This is a genomic window from Dietzia sp. 111N12-1 (assembly GCF_001658045.1).
GTDB lineage: Bacteria > Actinomycetota > Actinomycetes > Mycobacteriales > Mycobacteriaceae > Dietzia > Dietzia kunjamensis.
The window spans coordinates 209,742-224,832 of sequence record NZ_LSSV01000038.1 but is presented as its reverse complement, the minus strand read 5'-3'; the positions used below and the strand labels follow the sequence as shown (position 1 = coordinate 224,832).

At 71.2% G+C, this 15,091-nt stretch carries 19 protein-coding genes; 14 read left to right on the top strand and 5 right to left on the bottom strand.

Features of this window, described 5'->3' with window-relative positions; genetic code table 11:
• Nucleotides 1–30 precede the first annotated feature (30 nt).
• Both AYO52_RS10905 and AYO52_RS10900 read right to left on the bottom strand, forming a co-directional pair.
• Complete coding sequence (locus AYO52_RS10905) at nt 31–1,155, bottom strand: NAD-dependent epimerase/dehydratase family protein (protein ID WP_082923946.1); 1,125 nt, start codon at nt 1,153–1,155, stop codon at nt 31–33.
• A gap of 211 nt (nt 1,156–1,366) precedes the next feature.
• Nucleotides 1,367–1,762 (bottom strand): hypothetical protein, encoded by a 396-nt coding sequence (locus AYO52_RS10900; RefSeq protein WP_067716950.1) that lies wholly within the window; start codon nt 1,760–1,762, stop codon nt 1,367–1,369.
• Between the two features lie 168 nt (nt 1,763–1,930).
• Between AYO52_RS10900 and AYO52_RS10895 the strand changes: the two genes are divergently transcribed.
• The 7 genes from AYO52_RS10895 to AYO52_RS10865 all read left to right on the top strand — a co-directional run bounded on the left by AYO52_RS10895 (nt 1,931) and on the right by AYO52_RS10865 (nt 8,592).
• Nucleotides 1,931–3,004: a YihY/virulence factor BrkB family protein gene (locus AYO52_RS10895; RefSeq protein WP_067716947.1), complete on the top strand. Its 1,074-nt coding sequence runs from the start codon at nt 1,931–1,933 to the stop codon at nt 3,002–3,004.
• Between the two features lie 78 nt (nt 3,005–3,082).
• Complete coding sequence (locus AYO52_RS10890) at nt 3,083–4,156, top strand: YihY/virulence factor BrkB family protein (protein ID WP_067716944.1); 1,074 nt, start codon at nt 3,083–3,085, stop codon at nt 4,154–4,156.
• Nucleotides 4,157–4,184: 28 nt separating this feature from the next.
• Nucleotides 4,185–5,096 (top strand): hypothetical protein, encoded by a 912-nt coding sequence (locus AYO52_RS10885; protein ID WP_156523585.1) that lies wholly within the window; start codon nt 4,185–4,187, stop codon nt 5,094–5,096.
• A 22-nt stretch (nt 5,097–5,118) separates the two neighbouring features.
• Nucleotides 5,119–6,171, top strand: a complete 1,053-nt coding sequence (gene rfbB, locus AYO52_RS10880) for a dTDP-glucose 4,6-dehydratase (protein ID WP_067716939.1) — start codon at nt 5,119–5,121, stop codon at nt 6,169–6,171.
• On the top strand, nt 6,168–7,049 hold the full coding sequence (gene rfbA, locus AYO52_RS10875; RefSeq protein ID WP_067716936.1) for a glucose-1-phosphate thymidylyltransferase RfbA: 882 nt from the start codon (nt 6,168–6,170) through the stop codon (nt 7,047–7,049). Before rfbB ends, rfbA begins: the two co-directional genes overlap by 4 nt.
• Nucleotides 7,046–8,032, top strand: coding sequence for a dTDP-4-dehydrorhamnose reductase (gene rfbD, locus AYO52_RS10870; RefSeq protein ID WP_172812144.1), 987 nt, complete (start codon nt 7,046–7,048; stop codon nt 8,030–8,032). The genes rfbA and rfbD overlap by 4 nt, the downstream gene beginning before the upstream one ends.
• Nucleotides 8,029–8,592, top strand: a complete 564-nt coding sequence (locus tag AYO52_RS10865) for a YdcF family protein (protein ID WP_067716934.1) — start codon at nt 8,029–8,031, stop codon at nt 8,590–8,592. Before rfbD ends, AYO52_RS10865 begins: the two co-directional genes overlap by 4 nt.
• A 36-nt stretch (nt 8,593–8,628) precedes the next feature.
• Here the strand turns inward: AYO52_RS10865 and AYO52_RS10860 are convergent, their stop codons facing one another.
• Nucleotides 8,629–9,456: an oxygenase MpaB family protein gene (locus tag AYO52_RS10860; protein WP_067716932.1), complete on the bottom strand. Its 828-nt coding sequence runs from the start codon at nt 9,454–9,456 to the stop codon at nt 8,629–8,631.
• 247 nt (nt 9,457–9,703) lie between these two features.
• Here AYO52_RS10860 and AYO52_RS10855 point away from each other — a divergent pair, with 247 nt between their 5' ends.
• The 6 genes from AYO52_RS10855 to AYO52_RS10835 all read left to right on the top strand — a co-directional run bounded on the left by AYO52_RS10855 (nt 9,704) and on the right by AYO52_RS10835 (nt 13,499).
• Complete coding sequence (locus AYO52_RS10855; protein WP_082923945.1) at nt 9,704–10,510, top strand: SDR family oxidoreductase; 807 nt, start codon at nt 9,704–9,706, stop codon at nt 10,508–10,510.
• Between the two features lie 20 nt (nt 10,511–10,530).
• On the top strand, nt 10,531–11,082 hold the full coding sequence (locus AYO52_RS10850; RefSeq protein WP_067716929.1) for an LpqN/LpqT family lipoprotein: 552 nt from the start codon (nt 10,531–10,533) through the stop codon (nt 11,080–11,082).
• A gap of 64 nt (nt 11,083–11,146) precedes the next feature.
• Nucleotides 11,147–11,806 (top strand): dTDP-4-dehydrorhamnose 3,5-epimerase, encoded by a 660-nt coding sequence (rfbC, locus tag AYO52_RS10845; protein ID WP_067716927.1) that lies wholly within the window; start codon nt 11,147–11,149, stop codon nt 11,804–11,806.
• Between the two features lie 55 nt (nt 11,807–11,861).
• The gene (locus AYO52_RS19145; RefSeq protein ID WP_256385633.1) at nt 11,862–11,996 is read left to right on the top strand and encodes a hypothetical protein; all 135 of its coding nucleotides are present in this window, start codon (nt 11,862–11,864) and stop codon (nt 11,994–11,996) included.
• 174 nt (nt 11,997–12,170) lie between these two features.
• Complete coding sequence (locus AYO52_RS10840; RefSeq protein ID WP_067716924.1) at nt 12,171–12,947, top strand: enoyl-CoA hydratase; 777 nt, start codon at nt 12,171–12,173, stop codon at nt 12,945–12,947.
• 27 nt (nt 12,948–12,974) lie between these two features.
• Entirely contained in the window at nt 12,975–13,499 is a 525-nt protein-coding gene (locus AYO52_RS10835) for a protein-tyrosine-phosphatase (protein WP_067716922.1), read from the top strand.
• A gap of 72 nt (nt 13,500–13,571) precedes the next feature.
• On the opposite strand, the gene AYO52_RS18580 is transcribed toward AYO52_RS10835, so the two are convergent.
• Nucleotides 13,572–13,733: a hypothetical protein gene (locus tag AYO52_RS18580; RefSeq protein ID WP_167457827.1), complete on the bottom strand. Its 162-nt coding sequence runs from the start codon at nt 13,731–13,733 to the stop codon at nt 13,572–13,574.
• Nucleotides 13,734–13,772: 39 nt separating this feature from the next.
• On the opposite strand from AYO52_RS18580, the gene AYO52_RS10830 reads away from it, so the two are divergent.
• On the top strand, nt 13,773–14,123 hold the full coding sequence (locus tag AYO52_RS10830) for a DUF4229 domain-containing protein (protein WP_082923944.1): 351 nt from the start codon (nt 13,773–13,775) through the stop codon (nt 14,121–14,123).
• 58 nt (nt 14,124–14,181) lie between these two features.
• Here AYO52_RS10830 and AYO52_RS10825 read toward each other — a convergent pair whose 3' ends face one another.
• Entirely contained in the window at nt 14,182–15,078 is an 897-nt protein-coding gene (locus AYO52_RS10825) for a hypothetical protein (protein WP_067716916.1), read from the bottom strand.
• Nucleotides 15,079–15,091: the final 13 nt, after the last annotated feature.

Below are 15,091 nucleotides of genomic sequence, written 5' to 3'. Positions count from 1 at the left end.
TGACGGTCGTCAACGGCGGGCCCGCGTCTGTCAGGGGAGGTGCCTGACGTCGACGGGGCCGCCGCGGCGCAGTGAGGCCAGCGCATCCCGCAGGGTCCGCGGGCGCAGGGGCGGGGACGTCCCGGCCCGTCCGGCGGCGATGGCGTCGACGATCTCGCGCAGGGCCTCGTCGGCCGCGACCGTGGGGTGCCAGCCGAGCTCCGCGCGGGCCCGGGTGGTGTGCATGAGTGGGACGCCGAACGCGAGGTCCACCCAGCCGATGCTGAGCGGCTGGAGGTGGAGCAGCCAGCTGACGTGCACCAACCTCCGCAGGATCCCGAACGGGAGCCCGACCGGAACGGCCCCGAGCTCGCGGGCGATCATGTCGCGCGTGACGGGCGGTTCGGCCGCGATGTTGAACGCGCCCTGCGCGCCGGTCGTGGCCGCGGCGGCGAGTGCCGAGGCCATGTCGTCGCCGTGGACCAGGGGGACGGTGAGGCGACGGTCCACGGGCAGGACCGGCAGGGCCCGGATCAGCCGGGCCGGTGCGAAGGCGGGGCTGAAGTAGCGCACCAGGCCCGAGGCGGCCTCGCCGTGCACGATGAACGCGGCCCGCATGCGGGCGATCGTCGGGGTTCCCGGATGTTCGCGCTCATGCTGGTCGAGCAGGTGCTCGGCGGCGGTCCTGTGGTGGTTGTAGGCGGCGGTCGGAACGCCACCCAGCTCGGCGCCCTCACTGACGCGGGTGTCCACGGACACCCCGGGGCCGCCGTCGGACACCGGGGCGTAGGCGCCCACGGAGGACTGGTGCACGAGATGCGGCACTCCCGCCAGACGGCAGGCGGTGACGACCGCGGCGGTCCCCCCGACGCCCAGTCGGCGGTGGTGGTCGACGTCGCGGGTCGGTTGGAAGCCCCAGGCCAGGTGGATCACCGCGTCCGCGCCGCGGAAGACCTCCACCAGGTCCTCCGCGCGGGCGTACGACAGGTCCACCCGATGCCACCGCGCGCCGTCGTAGGGCGGCGTGGCCGGGGGGATCCGGCGGCACAGTCCCACCACGTCGTGCCCGTCGGAGAGCAGACGCCGCACGAGCGGGGTGCCGACGTTGCCGCTGGCACCGGTGACGACTACCCGCATCCGGCGGGCCGGGGTATCGGATTCCGGGTTCTGCGTCATCGCACCATGGTCGGCGACCCGCGTGGGCCGCGCATCCGGTCCGGGGTGTGTGGCAGGTGTCCGCGCGTGTGCCGGGAACGCGCGTGTGTCGGGAACGCGAGCGGCCCGGCCCCGCGTGCTGCGGGACCGGGCCGTCGCGCCGGCAGGGCCGGGTGCCGTAGCGCCGGCAGGGCCGGGCGCCGTGGGGGCTCGTGCCCGCCGGCGGGGGAGGCTACCGGTCGGTGACCAGTGCGCCGGCGATGGCGGCCATGAACGCGTCCTTGGCCAGGGACATGCCCTCCTGGCTGGGGCGGATGCCGTCGGCCTCGGTCATGGTGGGGTTGCGGAAGTACATCGCGAGCAGGCCGGCGGAGAAGACGCCGAGGGCGGCGCCGGCGATCTGGCGGGGCACGACCGGGGTGAGGAGGGCGGCGCCGATGCCGATCTCGGAGTAGGCGACGAACTTGCCGAAGGAATCGGGATCCAGGTTGTTCACGGCGGGCACTCCCGTCGCGGCGAAGCCCTGTAGACCCTGGGCGGCCTCGGTCGGCATGCCGCGCTTGCTCAGGCCGGAGTTGAGGACGAAGGCCCCGGTGACTCCACGGAGGATGGCGTTGGACAGACTCACTGTGTTTCTCCCTCTGGTGCGGTGACGGTCGACGAAAACGAAGTTGTTGATACGACACTTTGGTGACGTGACATCAAAGAGGGTAACGCACAGAGCGGCGTCCGTAATCCCGCGGGGGGACGGCCGGGCCGGATGCGGGGGAGGCCCGGTGGTGGAAAGGTGCTTGGTATGAGTACGAGCAGCCGCGACATCACCGACAAGCCCCACACAGATGCCGACCCCGACACCGGCAAGCCCGAGTCGCCCACCAAGCTCACCGGCGGAGCCTGGAAAGTCGGCCTCAAACGCGCCGCAGGGGAGTTCTCCAAGGACAACTGCACCGACCTCGCGGCGTCGCTCACCTACTTCGCCGTTCTCTCGTTGTTCCCGGCGCTTCTCGCCGTGGTCTCGCTGCTCGGTGTGTTCGGCCAGGGGCAGGCCACGGTCGACGCAGTGATGGGCCTCGTCGAGGGTTCGGTACCGGAGCAGACCCTCAACGAACTCCGCGGGCCGATCGAGGGACTGGTCAACACTCCGGCCGCCGGGATCGCCCTGATCACCGGTATTCTCGGCGCGCTCTGGACGGCCTCCGGATACGTGGGCGCCTTCGGTCGCGCCATGAACCGCATCTACGAGGTCGAGGAGGGGCGCCCCTTCTGGAAGCTCAAGCCGCTGATGATCCTTCTCACCGCCGTGCTGCTGATCCTGGTCGCCCTGGCCGGCGTGATGTTGGTCGTCAGCGGGCCGATCGCCGAGTGGGTGGGGGATCTCATCGGTCTCGGCTCGACGGCGGTCACCGTCTGGGGCATCGCCAAGTGGCCGGCGCTGGTCCTCGTCGTCGTCGTCATCCTGGCGGTCCTCTACGGGTTCGCCCCCAACGTGAAGCAGCCCAAGTTCCGCTGGATCTCGCTCGGCGCGGTGGTCGCGCTGGTGGTGTGGGGCCTCGCGACCGTCGGCTTCTTCTTTTACGTGACCAACTTCGGCAGCTACAACGCGACCTACGGTTCGCTGGCCGGCGTCATCGTCTTTCTGCTCTGGCTGTGGATCACCAACAACGCCTTCCTGTTCGGTGCCGAGGTGGACGCCGAGATGGAGCGCGCCCGTGAGCTCCAGGCGGGCATGCACGCCGAGGAGACCATCCAGCTCCCGCCGCGCGACACCACCGCCAGCGACAAGGCGGCCGAGAAGCAGCAGAAGGCCATCGACGAGGCTGCAGACGTCCGACGCGAGGCCCAGGTCGACCAGGCCCGCCACCGCGACTGACCCCCGCCCGGCCCCGACGGATCAGCCAGTGGGCGCGGCGTCCGCCCCATGCCCCGCCCGGGAGGTCACAATCAGTGCATGAGCACTTCTGGCGGGCCCGTCGCGATTGGTCGCAGACGGTTGCGCACCGTCGGGATGGTATTCACGCGGTCGGTGTCGGAGTTCCTGCGTGATCGGGGACCCGACCTCGCCGGGTCGCTGACCTTCTACGGGGTGCTCTCGCTGTTCCCGGCGATCCTGGTCGTGGTCTCACTTCTGGGCGTGTTCGGTCAGGGTGACCGGACTGTCGACGCGGTCATGGGCATGCTCTCGGACGTCGCCCCGCCGGAGATCCTGGACCCGGTGCGCGGACCGATAGAGACGCTGGTGACCACGCCTGCCGCCGGGACCGCGCTGATCGTCGGCACGGTGGTGGCGTTGGCGTCGGCCTCGCGGTACGTCTGGGCGCTCGGTCGCGCGATCAACGCGGTCTTCGGGGTGGAGGAGGGGCGTCCGCTGTGGCGGCTGTTGCCCGCCGGGGTCCTGCTGACCGCCCTGCTCATCCTCCTGGTGGCGGTCGGCGGGCTGGCGCTGGTGTTCACCGGGCCGGTGGCGGAGACGGTAGGCGGCTGGATCGGACTGGGGGACACGGCGCTGGCGGCGTGGGAGATCGCCAAATGGCCGGCGGGGCTGGTCTCGGCGATCCTCGCATTGGCGATTCTCTACCGGTTCGCACCGAACGTCACGGGACGCAAGATCCACTGGGTGTCGCTCGGGGCGGTGGCGGCCCTGGCGATCATCGGAGGGGCCACGGCGGGGTTCGGCTATTTCGTCTCCCGGTTCGGCAACTTCAATGAGGTGTACGGGCCGCTCGCCGGGGTGATCGTGTTCCTGCTGTGGTTGTGGCTGGTCAACATGGCGGTGGTGTACGGCGCCCGCCTGGACGCGGAGGTACTGCGGGTGCGGCAGTTGCGCGCCGGGATCCCCGCGGAGGAGGCGGTCCGGGTGACCCCGCGCGACAACTCGGCCTTTGAGGCGCACAACCGACGCCGCGCCAAGATGCTCGCCGCGTACCGCGAGCTGCGGCGTGAGGACACCGACTCCCGAACCGTAGACGCCGAGCCCGCCGACACCGAGCCCGCCGACACCGAGCCCGCCGACGCGCAGAAGTAGCGCGCGGGAGGGAGGTAGGGTGCCGGCAGTGTCTGATCGAGACAGAGACCCCGGACCGAGACCCGCAGAGGGCGTGCCGGAGGGCCCCGCCTCCGGCACGCGACCGGAGATCTGGCGGCTGGACCACCCGCAGTACGGCAGGCTCGAGTTCGCTGTCGGCCGACCCGACGACGTGCACGCGGTCGACCCCGGTTACCCCCTCCGGCGCAAACCCGAGGGGGAGACGGCAGGGCCCTCGCCACTGCAGAGCCCTGCCTGCGCGCTCCTGAGGGACGGGGCGACCGTGGCCAGGGCGCGGCAGATCAGTGACACGAAGCTCTCGCTCGATGCGGACCCGCCCGAGCCGGGCGAGCACAGCACCGCGATCCCGACCCGGACGGGTCCGCGGGTGCAGGTACGGACCAGCATCATGGACACCGCCGTGCGGCAGGTGGTCTTCCGCGAGGGCAGGGACGTCGTCCACTTCGATCCGCCGCCGGGGTCGGCGGCCGAGGCGAGGCAGGACGCGATCGCGGCCTCGCCGTGGAAGCGCGTGGCTTATCCCGTCGCGGCCGGGCTGGGCAGATCCGGGTGGGCGATCGCCGTGCTCGTGCTGCTTCCGCTGATCGGCCGGGTCCTCGAACCGGTCGTCGAGTGGATCCTCGAGCGGCTCCCGGACATCGACATCCCGTGGCCGGACATCTCCCTGCCGAGCATTCCGTGGCCCGACATCTCCCTGCCGTCGATCTCGTTGCCCGAGGTCACGGTGCCGGGGTGGGTCGAGTTCATGCTTGAGTACAGCAAGGTGTGGGTGCCGCTCGTGGCGGGCGTCGTGATCGCGGTGCTGGCGGTGAGGCACTCGCGGCGGTCGAGGGCGATCAAGCGACGGTGGGAGGCGGGCAGGCACGAGGACCCGGCAGGCGACGACCCGGCAAGCTACGAGCCCTCGGGCGACGACTGAGCCGGGCGGTAGGGTTGAACCCATGCGCCTCGTCGTCACCGGGGGAGCCGGGTTCATCGGCGCCAACTTCGTCCACACCGCGGTCCGCGAGTACCCGGACGCCCACGTCACGGTGCTGGATTCCATGACGTACGCCGCCAACCGCGCCAACCTGAAGGGGTTGCCCGACGAGCGGGTGGAGTTGGTCGAGGCGGACTGCGCGGACCCGGCGGTCACCGACCGGCTGGTCGCCGAGCTGACGGGGCCGGACGACGCCGTCCTGCACTTCGCCGCGGAGAGCCACAACGACAATTCGCTGGCCACCCCCTGGCCCTTCCTGCACTCCAACATCGTCGGCACCTACGCCGTACTCGAGGCGTGCCGGCGGCACGACGCGCGCCTGCATCACGTGTCGACGGACGAGGTGTACGGTGACCTGCAGCTCGATGATCCGGCCAAGTTCACCCCGGACACGGCGTACAACCCGTCGAGCCCGTACTCGGCCACCAAGGCCGGGGCCGACATGCTCGTGCGCGCGTGGGTCCGCAGTTTCGGGGTGCGGGCCACCATCAGCAACTGCTCGAACAACTACGGGCCGTTCCAACACGTCGAGAAATTCATCCCGCGTCAGATCACCAACATCCTGGACGGTCGCCGGCCCCGCCTCTACGGCAGTGGGGCCAATGTGAGGGATTGGATCCATGTCGACGACCACAACGCGGCGGTCCTGCGCATCCTGGCCGCGGGCGAGCCGGGCCGGACGTACCTCATCGGCGCGGACGGCGAACATTCGAACCTGCAGGTGATGCAGATGATCTGCGACCTCATGGGGGTCGCCGGCAGCGACGGGGGAAACGGGGCCGGCACCGGGGGGGATCCCGGTTTCGATCACGTCACCGACCGGCCGGGCCACGACCTGCGGTATGCCATCGACGCCACCGCCACCCGCGAGGAACTGGGCTGGGAGCCGCGGCACACCGACCTGCGCGAGGGCCTGCAGCAGACGATCGAGTGGTACGCCGCCCACCGCGACTGGTGGGAGCCGGTCAAGGAGCGCGTCGAGGCGAAGTACGCGCGGACGGAGACGGTGCTGTGAAGGGCATCGTCCTGGCCGGCGGCAGCGGCACCCGGTTGAGCCCGCTCACCCTGGCGACGAGCAAGCAGTTGATGCCAGTCTACGACAAGCCGATGATCTACTACCCGCTGTCCACGCTCATGCTGGCGGGGATCCGGGAGATCCTCGTCATCACGACCCCCCAGGACGCTCCGCAGTTCCGCCGGCTGCTGGGCGACGGCAGCCAGTTCGGCATCGCCCTGAGCTATGTGGAGCAGGCGGCGCCGGAGGGGCTGGCGCAGGCGTTCGTGCTGGGTGCCGAGCACATCGGCGACGAGTCGGTGGCGTTGATCCTGGGCGACAACATTTTCTACGGACCGGGCATGGGCACGCAGCTGCGGCGCTTCGTCGAGCCCGAGGGTGGCGCCGTGTTCGCCTACCGCGTCTCCAATCCGAGCGAGTACGGGGTGATCGACTTCGACGCCGACGGCCGCGCGATCAGCCTGGAGGAGAAGCCAGAGGACCCGTCCTCCGATTTCGCCGTCCCCGGCCTCTACTTCTATAGCGCCGACGTGGTGGACGTGGCGCGCGGGCTCGGCAGGTCCGCGCGCGGCGAGTACGAAATCACCGACATCAACCGGCACTACCTGCGCGAGGGCCGACTGCAGGTGGAGGTGCTGCCACGGGGCACGGCGTGGCTGGACACGGGTACGCACGCCTCCTTACTCGACGCGGGCAACTACGTCCGCACGATCGAGGACCGGCAGGGCCTGAAGATCGGCTGCCCGGAGGAGGTGGCATGGCGGATGGGATATATCGACGACGACGAGCTCACCGTCCACGCCCACGACCTGCGCAAATCGGGGTACGGCCTGTACCTTCTGGACATTCTGCGCCGCGAGAAGGGGCGCAGCCTGTGACCGCCGGCCGGTGGCCGCGGATCCTCGCGACGGGCGGTCGCGGACAGCTCGGGCACTACCTGGACAGGCAATCGAGGCGTCAGCTCGGCGGTGGCGCGGTCGCGGTGGGCCGCGACGAGCTCGACCTCACCGACCCGGCCTCGATCGCCTCCGCCCTGGACCGTCACGCACCGGAGGTCGTGATCAACGCGGCCGCGTACACCGACGTCGATGGCGCGGAGGCCGACGAGGTCACCGCGCACGCGGTCAACGCCGACGGCGTGGAATCGCTGGCCGTGGCGTGCCGCGACCGCGGGATCCGGCTGGTCCACATCAGCACCGACTACGTCTTCTCGGGCGAGGTCCCCGGCGGGGGAGACCCGGCCACCGCTCCGGCGCTCGAGCCGCACGACCCGACCGCGCCGGTGACCGCGTACGGGCGCACCAAACTCGCGGGGGAACGGGCGGCGCTGGCGGTGTACCCCGAGACGACGATCGTCCGCACCGCGTGGGTGTACACCGGCCCCGTGCGCCACGGGCAGGGGCTGCGCGGCTCGGACTTCGTCGACACCATGGTCCGCCTCGAGCGCGAGCGGGACACCCTCTCGGTGGTGGACGACCAGTGGGGTTCGCCCACCTACACGGCGCCGCTGGCCGATCAACTGCTCGGCCTCGTCGGCGGGGAGGCCTGGGGCGAGTTCGACGCGCGGGGCCTGACCCTGCACCTGGCAGGGGGAGGCCGCGCGACGTGGTTCGACCTCGCCCGGGCGGTGTTCACGTGGTTCGGCGCGGATCCCGAACGGGTGCGACCCTGCACCACCGAGGAGTACCCACGCCCGGCCCCGAGGCCGGCCTTCTCCGTGCTCTCCGATGCCTCGTGGCGTGCCGTCGGGCTGGAGCCGATGGACGACTGGACGCAGGATCTCGTCCGCGCGATCGCCCACGAGGGCTGGATCGCCCAGCGACAGCGGGAGCGGGGCAGCCTCCCCGGGCCCGGGTCGTGAACCGGACCCGCCGCACAGTGCTCGCGGCCGGGAGCGCCGCGGTGGCGGCCGCCGCCGTCGCCGCGCTCGCCCTCACCGCGTGGGGCGCGTTCCTGCTGCAGCCGCGCGCCGACGAGCCCGTCCGCGCCGACGCCGTGGTGATGCTCGCCGGCGCCGACGACGGTCGCCACCTGTACGCCCGGGACCTCGTGGAGGCCGGGTACGCCGACACGCTGCTCGTGAGCAACCCCGGCGGCAACTCCGAGACGGTGGCCCGGCGACTGTGCACCGGAATCGCGCGACCCTCGGGCGCAGAAGTTGTGTGCTTCTCGCCCGACCCGCGCACCACCTGGGGCGAGGCGCAGGCGGTCGCCTCGATCGCGCGGGCGCGCGGGTGGGACCGGATCCTGGTGGTGACCAACCGGCCCCACACCCTCCGGGCGGGGACATGGATGCGCAGCGCCACCGGGCTGGACGTGCGGATGGTGCCCGTCGAGCGGCTCGACCGCGGGATGCTGCCGGTTCATCTGGTGTGGGAGGCCGCCGGATGGATCAAGGGCCGCGTCAACGGCCACTGGTGACCCCGGGCGGCCGGGGTGTTCCGCGCGAGGCGGGGCTCAGGCGGTCCGGGCCCGCATCGCCGACGGGGCCGCGATGGGCGCCCGGGTCGTGAGCCGCGGCGAGGACAGGCCCTGGTGCGCTCTGGTGATCCTCCCGAACACGGCCGCGCGGTCCATCGGACGGTGCGGGAGATCCAGCGCGCGGCGCACCTCCGACGGCACCAGGCTCGCCGCGGCGTCCACGACCGTCGTGCACGACCGGTGCGCGATCACCGAATTCTCCGTGACCCCGGGGCAGGCGCGGGCGTCCTCCCTGAGCTTCCTCGCGGCGCGGCGACCGGCATCGGTGGGCCGGGCGCGGCCGCGGGACCTGCGCAGGAGCTGCTCGAGTTCGCGGACGGTCGAGGGGAAACTGCGGGCACCGTGGAGCCGCGCGAGGCCCGCCCACTGGTAGACGTACCGGTCGGATTCGGCGGGGGACAGGGGACGCCCCGAGAAGCGCTGGAAGGCGACGAGCAGGGCCCACGTCATGGCGGCCTGCGACCACTCGATCAGCCCGGGGTCGGAGCCGTAGAAGTAGTCGCCGTACTCGGTGGTGCCGGAGAACGAATTGTGGTCACGGCGGGCGTGCTCGATGGTCACCATGGCGTCGTCGACCGTGCCGAACGTCGAGATCTCCACGAGGTCGTGCAGGTAGTCGTCCATCGTCCACGGCTCGGCGTCCGCACCGCACGCGACCATCACGGCGGAGTAGGCGGGGTCGGCGGCGAGCATGAGCAGACCGGTCGTGATGCCGATCGGGGTGGACACGTCGCCGTGGACCCGCCAGATGGGATCGCTCGCCGTGAACCACCGCGGGCCCGGGATATCGAGGATCGAGCACACGGGTGAGTCCGCGCCAGCGCGTGGAATTAGTGGTGACATGCACACCCCGGGGTAGTGGAGCCGCCCGAGGGGGCGGCCGGATGGGACCTGTGACGAACTCTAGCGCCCGGCGGCGCCGTAGTGAAGGAAAGCCGGAGGGTCCGCTGAGGAGATGCCGTGAGGCCCCGGCGCGGCCTGGCACACCGACATGGCCTCTAGGCTGGGCGACGCACGCCAGACGCATTCCGACACTCGCAAGGAGACGGCTGTGACCGCTACCCCCCTGCCCGCCCCCCGGACCGGCCCCGTCGTCCCGGACCGCTTCGCCGGCCGCACCGCGCTCGTCACCGGCGCGAGCCGCGGGATCGGCCTGGGCATCGCCCGTCGCCTGCTCGCGGAAGGCGCGTCGGTGGTCATCACGGCGCGCGGCCAGGAGGGGCTCGACGACGCCGTCGCCGATCTCGGCACACCGGAGCGGGTGCTGGCGGTGGCGGGCAAGAGCGACGACGAGGACCACCAGCGTGAGGTCGTGGCCCGGGCCGAAGAGTCGTTCGGGCCCATCGACCTGCTGGTCAACAACACCGGGATCAACCCGGCATTCGGCCGCACGGTGGACATCGACCTCGCCGCGGCCCGCAAGATCACTGAGGTCAACGCCCTCGGCACCCTGTCCTGGACGCAGAAGGTCTACCACTCGGGCCTCGGCGAGCGCGGCGGCGCTGTCGTCAACATCGCCTCCATCGCCGGCCTGGCACCGTCGCCGGGGATCGGCTGGTACGGCGCCACCAAGGCGTTGGTCATGCGGCTGACCCAGGAGCTCGCCGTAGAGGTCGGACCCGCCGTGCGCGTCAACGCCGTCGCCCCGGGCGTGGTCAAGACCAGGTTCGCCGAGGCGCTGTATTCCGGCCGCGAGGAGGCCATGTCCGCGGCGCTGCCGGCCGGGCGACTGGGGGTGCCCGACGACATCGCCGGTCCCGTGGCTTTCCTGCTGTCCGATGACGCGCACTGGATGACCGGGCAGACCCTCGTCGTCGACGGTGGCGCGCACATCGTCGGCGCGGGACTACAGGGCTGACGGGGCGCGGGGACCCGGACATGACCTCTATCCAGGAGTACTGCGCGTCGACCGGTCGCATTCTCGAGGCGAGCCCACCGATGGCCGTGGCCGCACAGCCGCTGACCTGGGTGGACAGCCCGCCGTGGCAGCGCATCGAATCGCCCGAGCCGTCCGCGGTGATCTACGTGGACCCGGGTGCGCACCGTGACGGGTTCTCACCCAACGCGGTGGCCACCTGCGCCCGTGTCGCGCCCGCGATGGACACCGAGCAGGCGGTCGAGATGATCGTCGCCACCGCCGACGCACTGCCCGACTGGACACTGCTCGAGCAGGTCGCCGGTGAAGGGGACGAGTCCGCCGGCGCCGTCCGCAGCGTCTACCGCTACCTGCGGGGCATGTACACGGCCGAGCCGGGCCGGATGGCGACCTCGAGTCTGATCGTGGGATGGAGCGACGATGAGGCCACCTACATCTTCCAGTTCGTCGTCACCGGCTGGGACGAGGACGCCTCCGTCCACGACGACGCCATGGGCTGCCTGCTGATCGGCGAGTGGACGGCAGCGCAGATCGTGGACGCCATGCGCGGCTAGGGTGGTCGTCACCCGGGCGCCGGGGGCGACCGGGATCGATAGACAACGGGAAGGCGGGACCGGAGTGCAGCTACGCGAGCTCAGCGTGTCGGGGGCGTGGGAGATCACCCCCCGGCAGATCTCTGACGACCGCGGGGTGTTCCACGAGGCGTTCACCCACGAGACCTTCCGTCGGATGACCGGCCACCGTTTCGATCTCGCGCAGGTCAACGTGTCGGTCTCGGGGGAGGGGGTCCTGCGCGGCCTGCACTTCGCCGAGGTCCCGCCCGGTCAGGCCAAGTACGTGCTGTGCCCGTCCGGCACGGTGTTCGACGTGGTCGTGGACGTCCGCGTGGGCTCGCCGACCTTCGGTGAGTGGGCCGGGGTCATCCTGGACTCCGTTGAGCAGCGGGCGATCTACATCCCCGAGGGCGTGGCGCACGGCTTCCTGACCCTCGAGCCGCAATCCACGGTGATGTACTTCTGTTCGGAGGGCTGGCGGCCCGGGGCCGAGCACGTCATCGACGCCTTCGATCCCAAGATCGCGATCGACTGGCCCGGATCGGCCCTCGACGGCACCTCGATCGAGCACGTCATGAGCGAGCGCGACCGCGACGCCCCGAGCCTGCTCGACGTCGCCGCCGCGGGCCGGCTCCCGCAGTGGGAGGAGTGCCGGGCCCACGTCGAACGACTGCGTGAGGCCACACCCAGGGTCGACGCCGAGTGGCGGCCGGACGAGAACTGACATACCCTTACGGGTATACCCCCTAGGGTATGACGTCGGATCTGAGGAGATTCTTATGTGTTACCCGGTCACCTGCCCCGTCTGCGGCAAGACCACGTGGGACGGCTGCGGTCAGCATGTCGACCAGGTCAAGGACACCGTCCCCGCCGAGCAGTGGTGCGACGGCACGCACGAGGCCGCCGCGAACTGACCCGGTCCGGTCCGGTCCGAGCCGGGCCCGGCCCGGGGCCCGGGGTGACCAGAGGGGAGCGCCACGCCCCTCGCCACGCCCCGGTGGGGGCGCCCCGGCCCCGTCCCGGCCCGTCGACCGGCGCCGCGGGGTAGAACCAGGGGAGGCTAGCCCCTCATCCCCTCCGGAGGCCCCATGAGCACCCCCTTCGTCCTCGTCGAGCGCAGCGGCCCGATCGCCCGCGTCACACTCGATCGGCCCGAGCGTCGCAACCCGCTCTCCCTGCAGATGATGCGGGAGGCGACGGCGGCGATCCGCGACCTCGGTGACGATCCGGACTGTGGGGTCGTCGTGCTCACCGGGTCCGGCCCCGCGCTGTCCGCCGGGCACGAGATCAGTGAAATGGTCGACCGCACCCTCACGCAGGAGCGCGAGGTCTTCACCACGTGCGTGCAGCTCATGGAGACCATCCAGGCGATCCGGCAGCCGGTCATCGCCGAGGTGCAGGGCCACGCGATCGCCGCCGGCTGCCAACTCGTCGCCACCTGCGATCTGGCCGTGGCGGTCGACACCGCGCGTTTCGGCACCCCGGGCGTGAAGATCGGCCTGTTCTGCTCGACCCCCATGGTGGCGGTCTCCCGTTCCATCGGACGCAAGCGGGCCATGCAGATGCTGCTGACCGGCGAGACGATCGACGCGGCCACCGCGGTGGACTGGGGTCTGATCAACGAGGCGGTGCCCGCCGATCACCTGCGTTCCCGCGTGGACGAGCTGGCACTGCAGATCGCCGACGCGAGCCCCCTGACCCTGGAGATCGGCAAGCAGGCCTTCTACCGGCAGATCGATCTGCCCCAGGACGAGGCGTACCGCGAGATGGCCGAGACGATGGCCACCAACGCCGTCACCTGCGACGCCCAGGAGGGCATGTCCGCATTCCTCGAGAAGCGCGCCCCGCAGTGGCGCGGGGAGTGAGGCGTAGCGCGCACTAGGATCGTCGCCATGGCGATCTCGGTGATGACGGTCTGTACGGGCAACATGTGTCGGTCGCCGCTGGCCGAGCGTCTGTTGGCCGCGCGCGCCGCGGCGGCCGGACTCGACGTGGCGGTCGACTCCGCGGGGACGCGGGCGGCCAATGGCGTGGAGATCCATCGCGAGAGCCTGCGGGTGCTGCGGGGGTACGGGGGGGACGGGGCCGGTTTCGCGTCGCGACTGCTCACCGCACGTCTGCTGACCGGACGCGACCTCGTCCTCACCGCGACCCGGTCACACCGGGATGCCGTACAGGAACTGGCGCCGTTGCTGTGGAAGAAGACCTACACGATCCTGGAGGCCGCCCGGCTCGCCGACTCCGACGAGTCCGTCACTCTCGCGGGCCTGTCGCGGGCGAGGTTGGGCATCGACACCGACGATCCCGCGCTCGACGTGGAGGACCCGATCGGACGGGAGCCCGAGGTGTTCGACCGCACGGGGGCGCAGATCAGCGACGCCGTGGACTCCATCGTCCGCCTGCTGTCACGCAGCTGACCCGGCCGGCGATACCTGGCAGGGCAGAGCTGCATCGGGCAGGGCTGCGCTCGGACCCGTGCGCAGCCGACGTCAGGGGTCCAGCGGTTTGCGACGGTCCAGATCCCGTAGGAAATCAGGGTCGTCGTCCGGGGCGATCACCCGTGGGGGAGCCGGCCGTGACCCGGGCCCGAAGGCCCGCCACAGCAGGATCGCCACGGTCACCACTCCGATGAGTGCGAACAGCCAGATCACTCGAACCTCCTTCCCACCACGATACGTATCCTGGGGACCATGAGCGAGCGAGACGAGACAACACACCCCGCGGAGGGGACGGCCAGCCCGGCGGCCACACCGGAGGGGTCCGCGCCCGGAGCGCGACTGGCCCGCAACATGGTCGTCTACACCGTCGTCCGACTCCTGCTGGTGGTGGCGTTGACGCTGCTCATCATCGGGATCGGCAGCCTGGCCGGTGTGCAGGTCCCGGTGCTCGTCGCCGCGATCATCTCCGTGTTGATCGCGTTGCCCCTGTCGATGGTGCTGTTCAGTCGGATGCGCGCGCAGATCAACTCCGATATCGCGGCGGTCGACGCCAGACGTCGGGAGAAGCGCGAGGACCTACGCCGTCGGATGAACGAGGCCTGACTTCCGGCACCCGGCCGGGCGTCACGTCCGTCCGGTCGGGTAACTCGCCTCTGCGGGGTCAGCTCTGCGGGCCGCCAGGCCAGAACGAGCCGGGCCAGCGGAACGCGGGAACCCCCACTGACGTCCCCGACTCGGCGGGGGTCTCCGATCCCGACGGGCCGACTGAACCCGACGGGCCGACCGAACCTGACGGGGCGGCGGACATCACGGATGTGAGCGGGCCCGGCTGCGGTTCCGGCGGTGCCTCGGTGACGGTGGGCACCGTCGTCGGCTCGGACGACCCGGTCCGGGTGGGGGTGGTGTCGCCGGGCTCCGAGGTTCCGGGAGTGCTGGTTCCGGGAGTGCTGGTTCCGGGCGTGGTCGGATCCGTCGCGCCCGGCTCGGTGCTGCCCGGCTCGGTCGTCGGTGGCGTCGTGGGCGAGGTGGGCGAGGTCCCGTCGGTGGGGGTCGCCGGTGTGTCGGGATCGTCAGTGTCGGGATCCTCGGTGCCCGGCTCATCCGAATTCGTGGTCGTCTCCTCGTCGCCGAGGAGCTCCTGATCATCCTCGAATCCGATATCGGTCCGTGGCTGGGCGGGCGTCCATTGTTCACCCGTCGTCTCGACGGGCGCGGTCTCGCTGGGAGGCGCGTAGGTCCCGGCCTCCTCGTCGGGGACGTACAGCGCCCCGGGGGCGGGCTGGACCCCGATGTAGTACCGGCTCAGGCAGTGATCGGTGACGTTCTGCGACCCGTCGGTGAAGATGGTCAGGCCGGGTGTCCCGCCGTCGGCCTCGGTCGCACAGCGCGCGATGAACTTCCCGGGCTGCTCGTCGCGCTCGGTGGTGGTGGTCGGCGATGCGACCTCCGTAGCGGACGCGGAGCGCGGCGCCTCGGAGAGCACCTGTGGCTCCGGCTGCGCGCAGGACGCGGCCACCAGCGCTGTTGCGCCGGCGACGAGGAGCACCCGAGTTCTCATAACGATAGTGTCT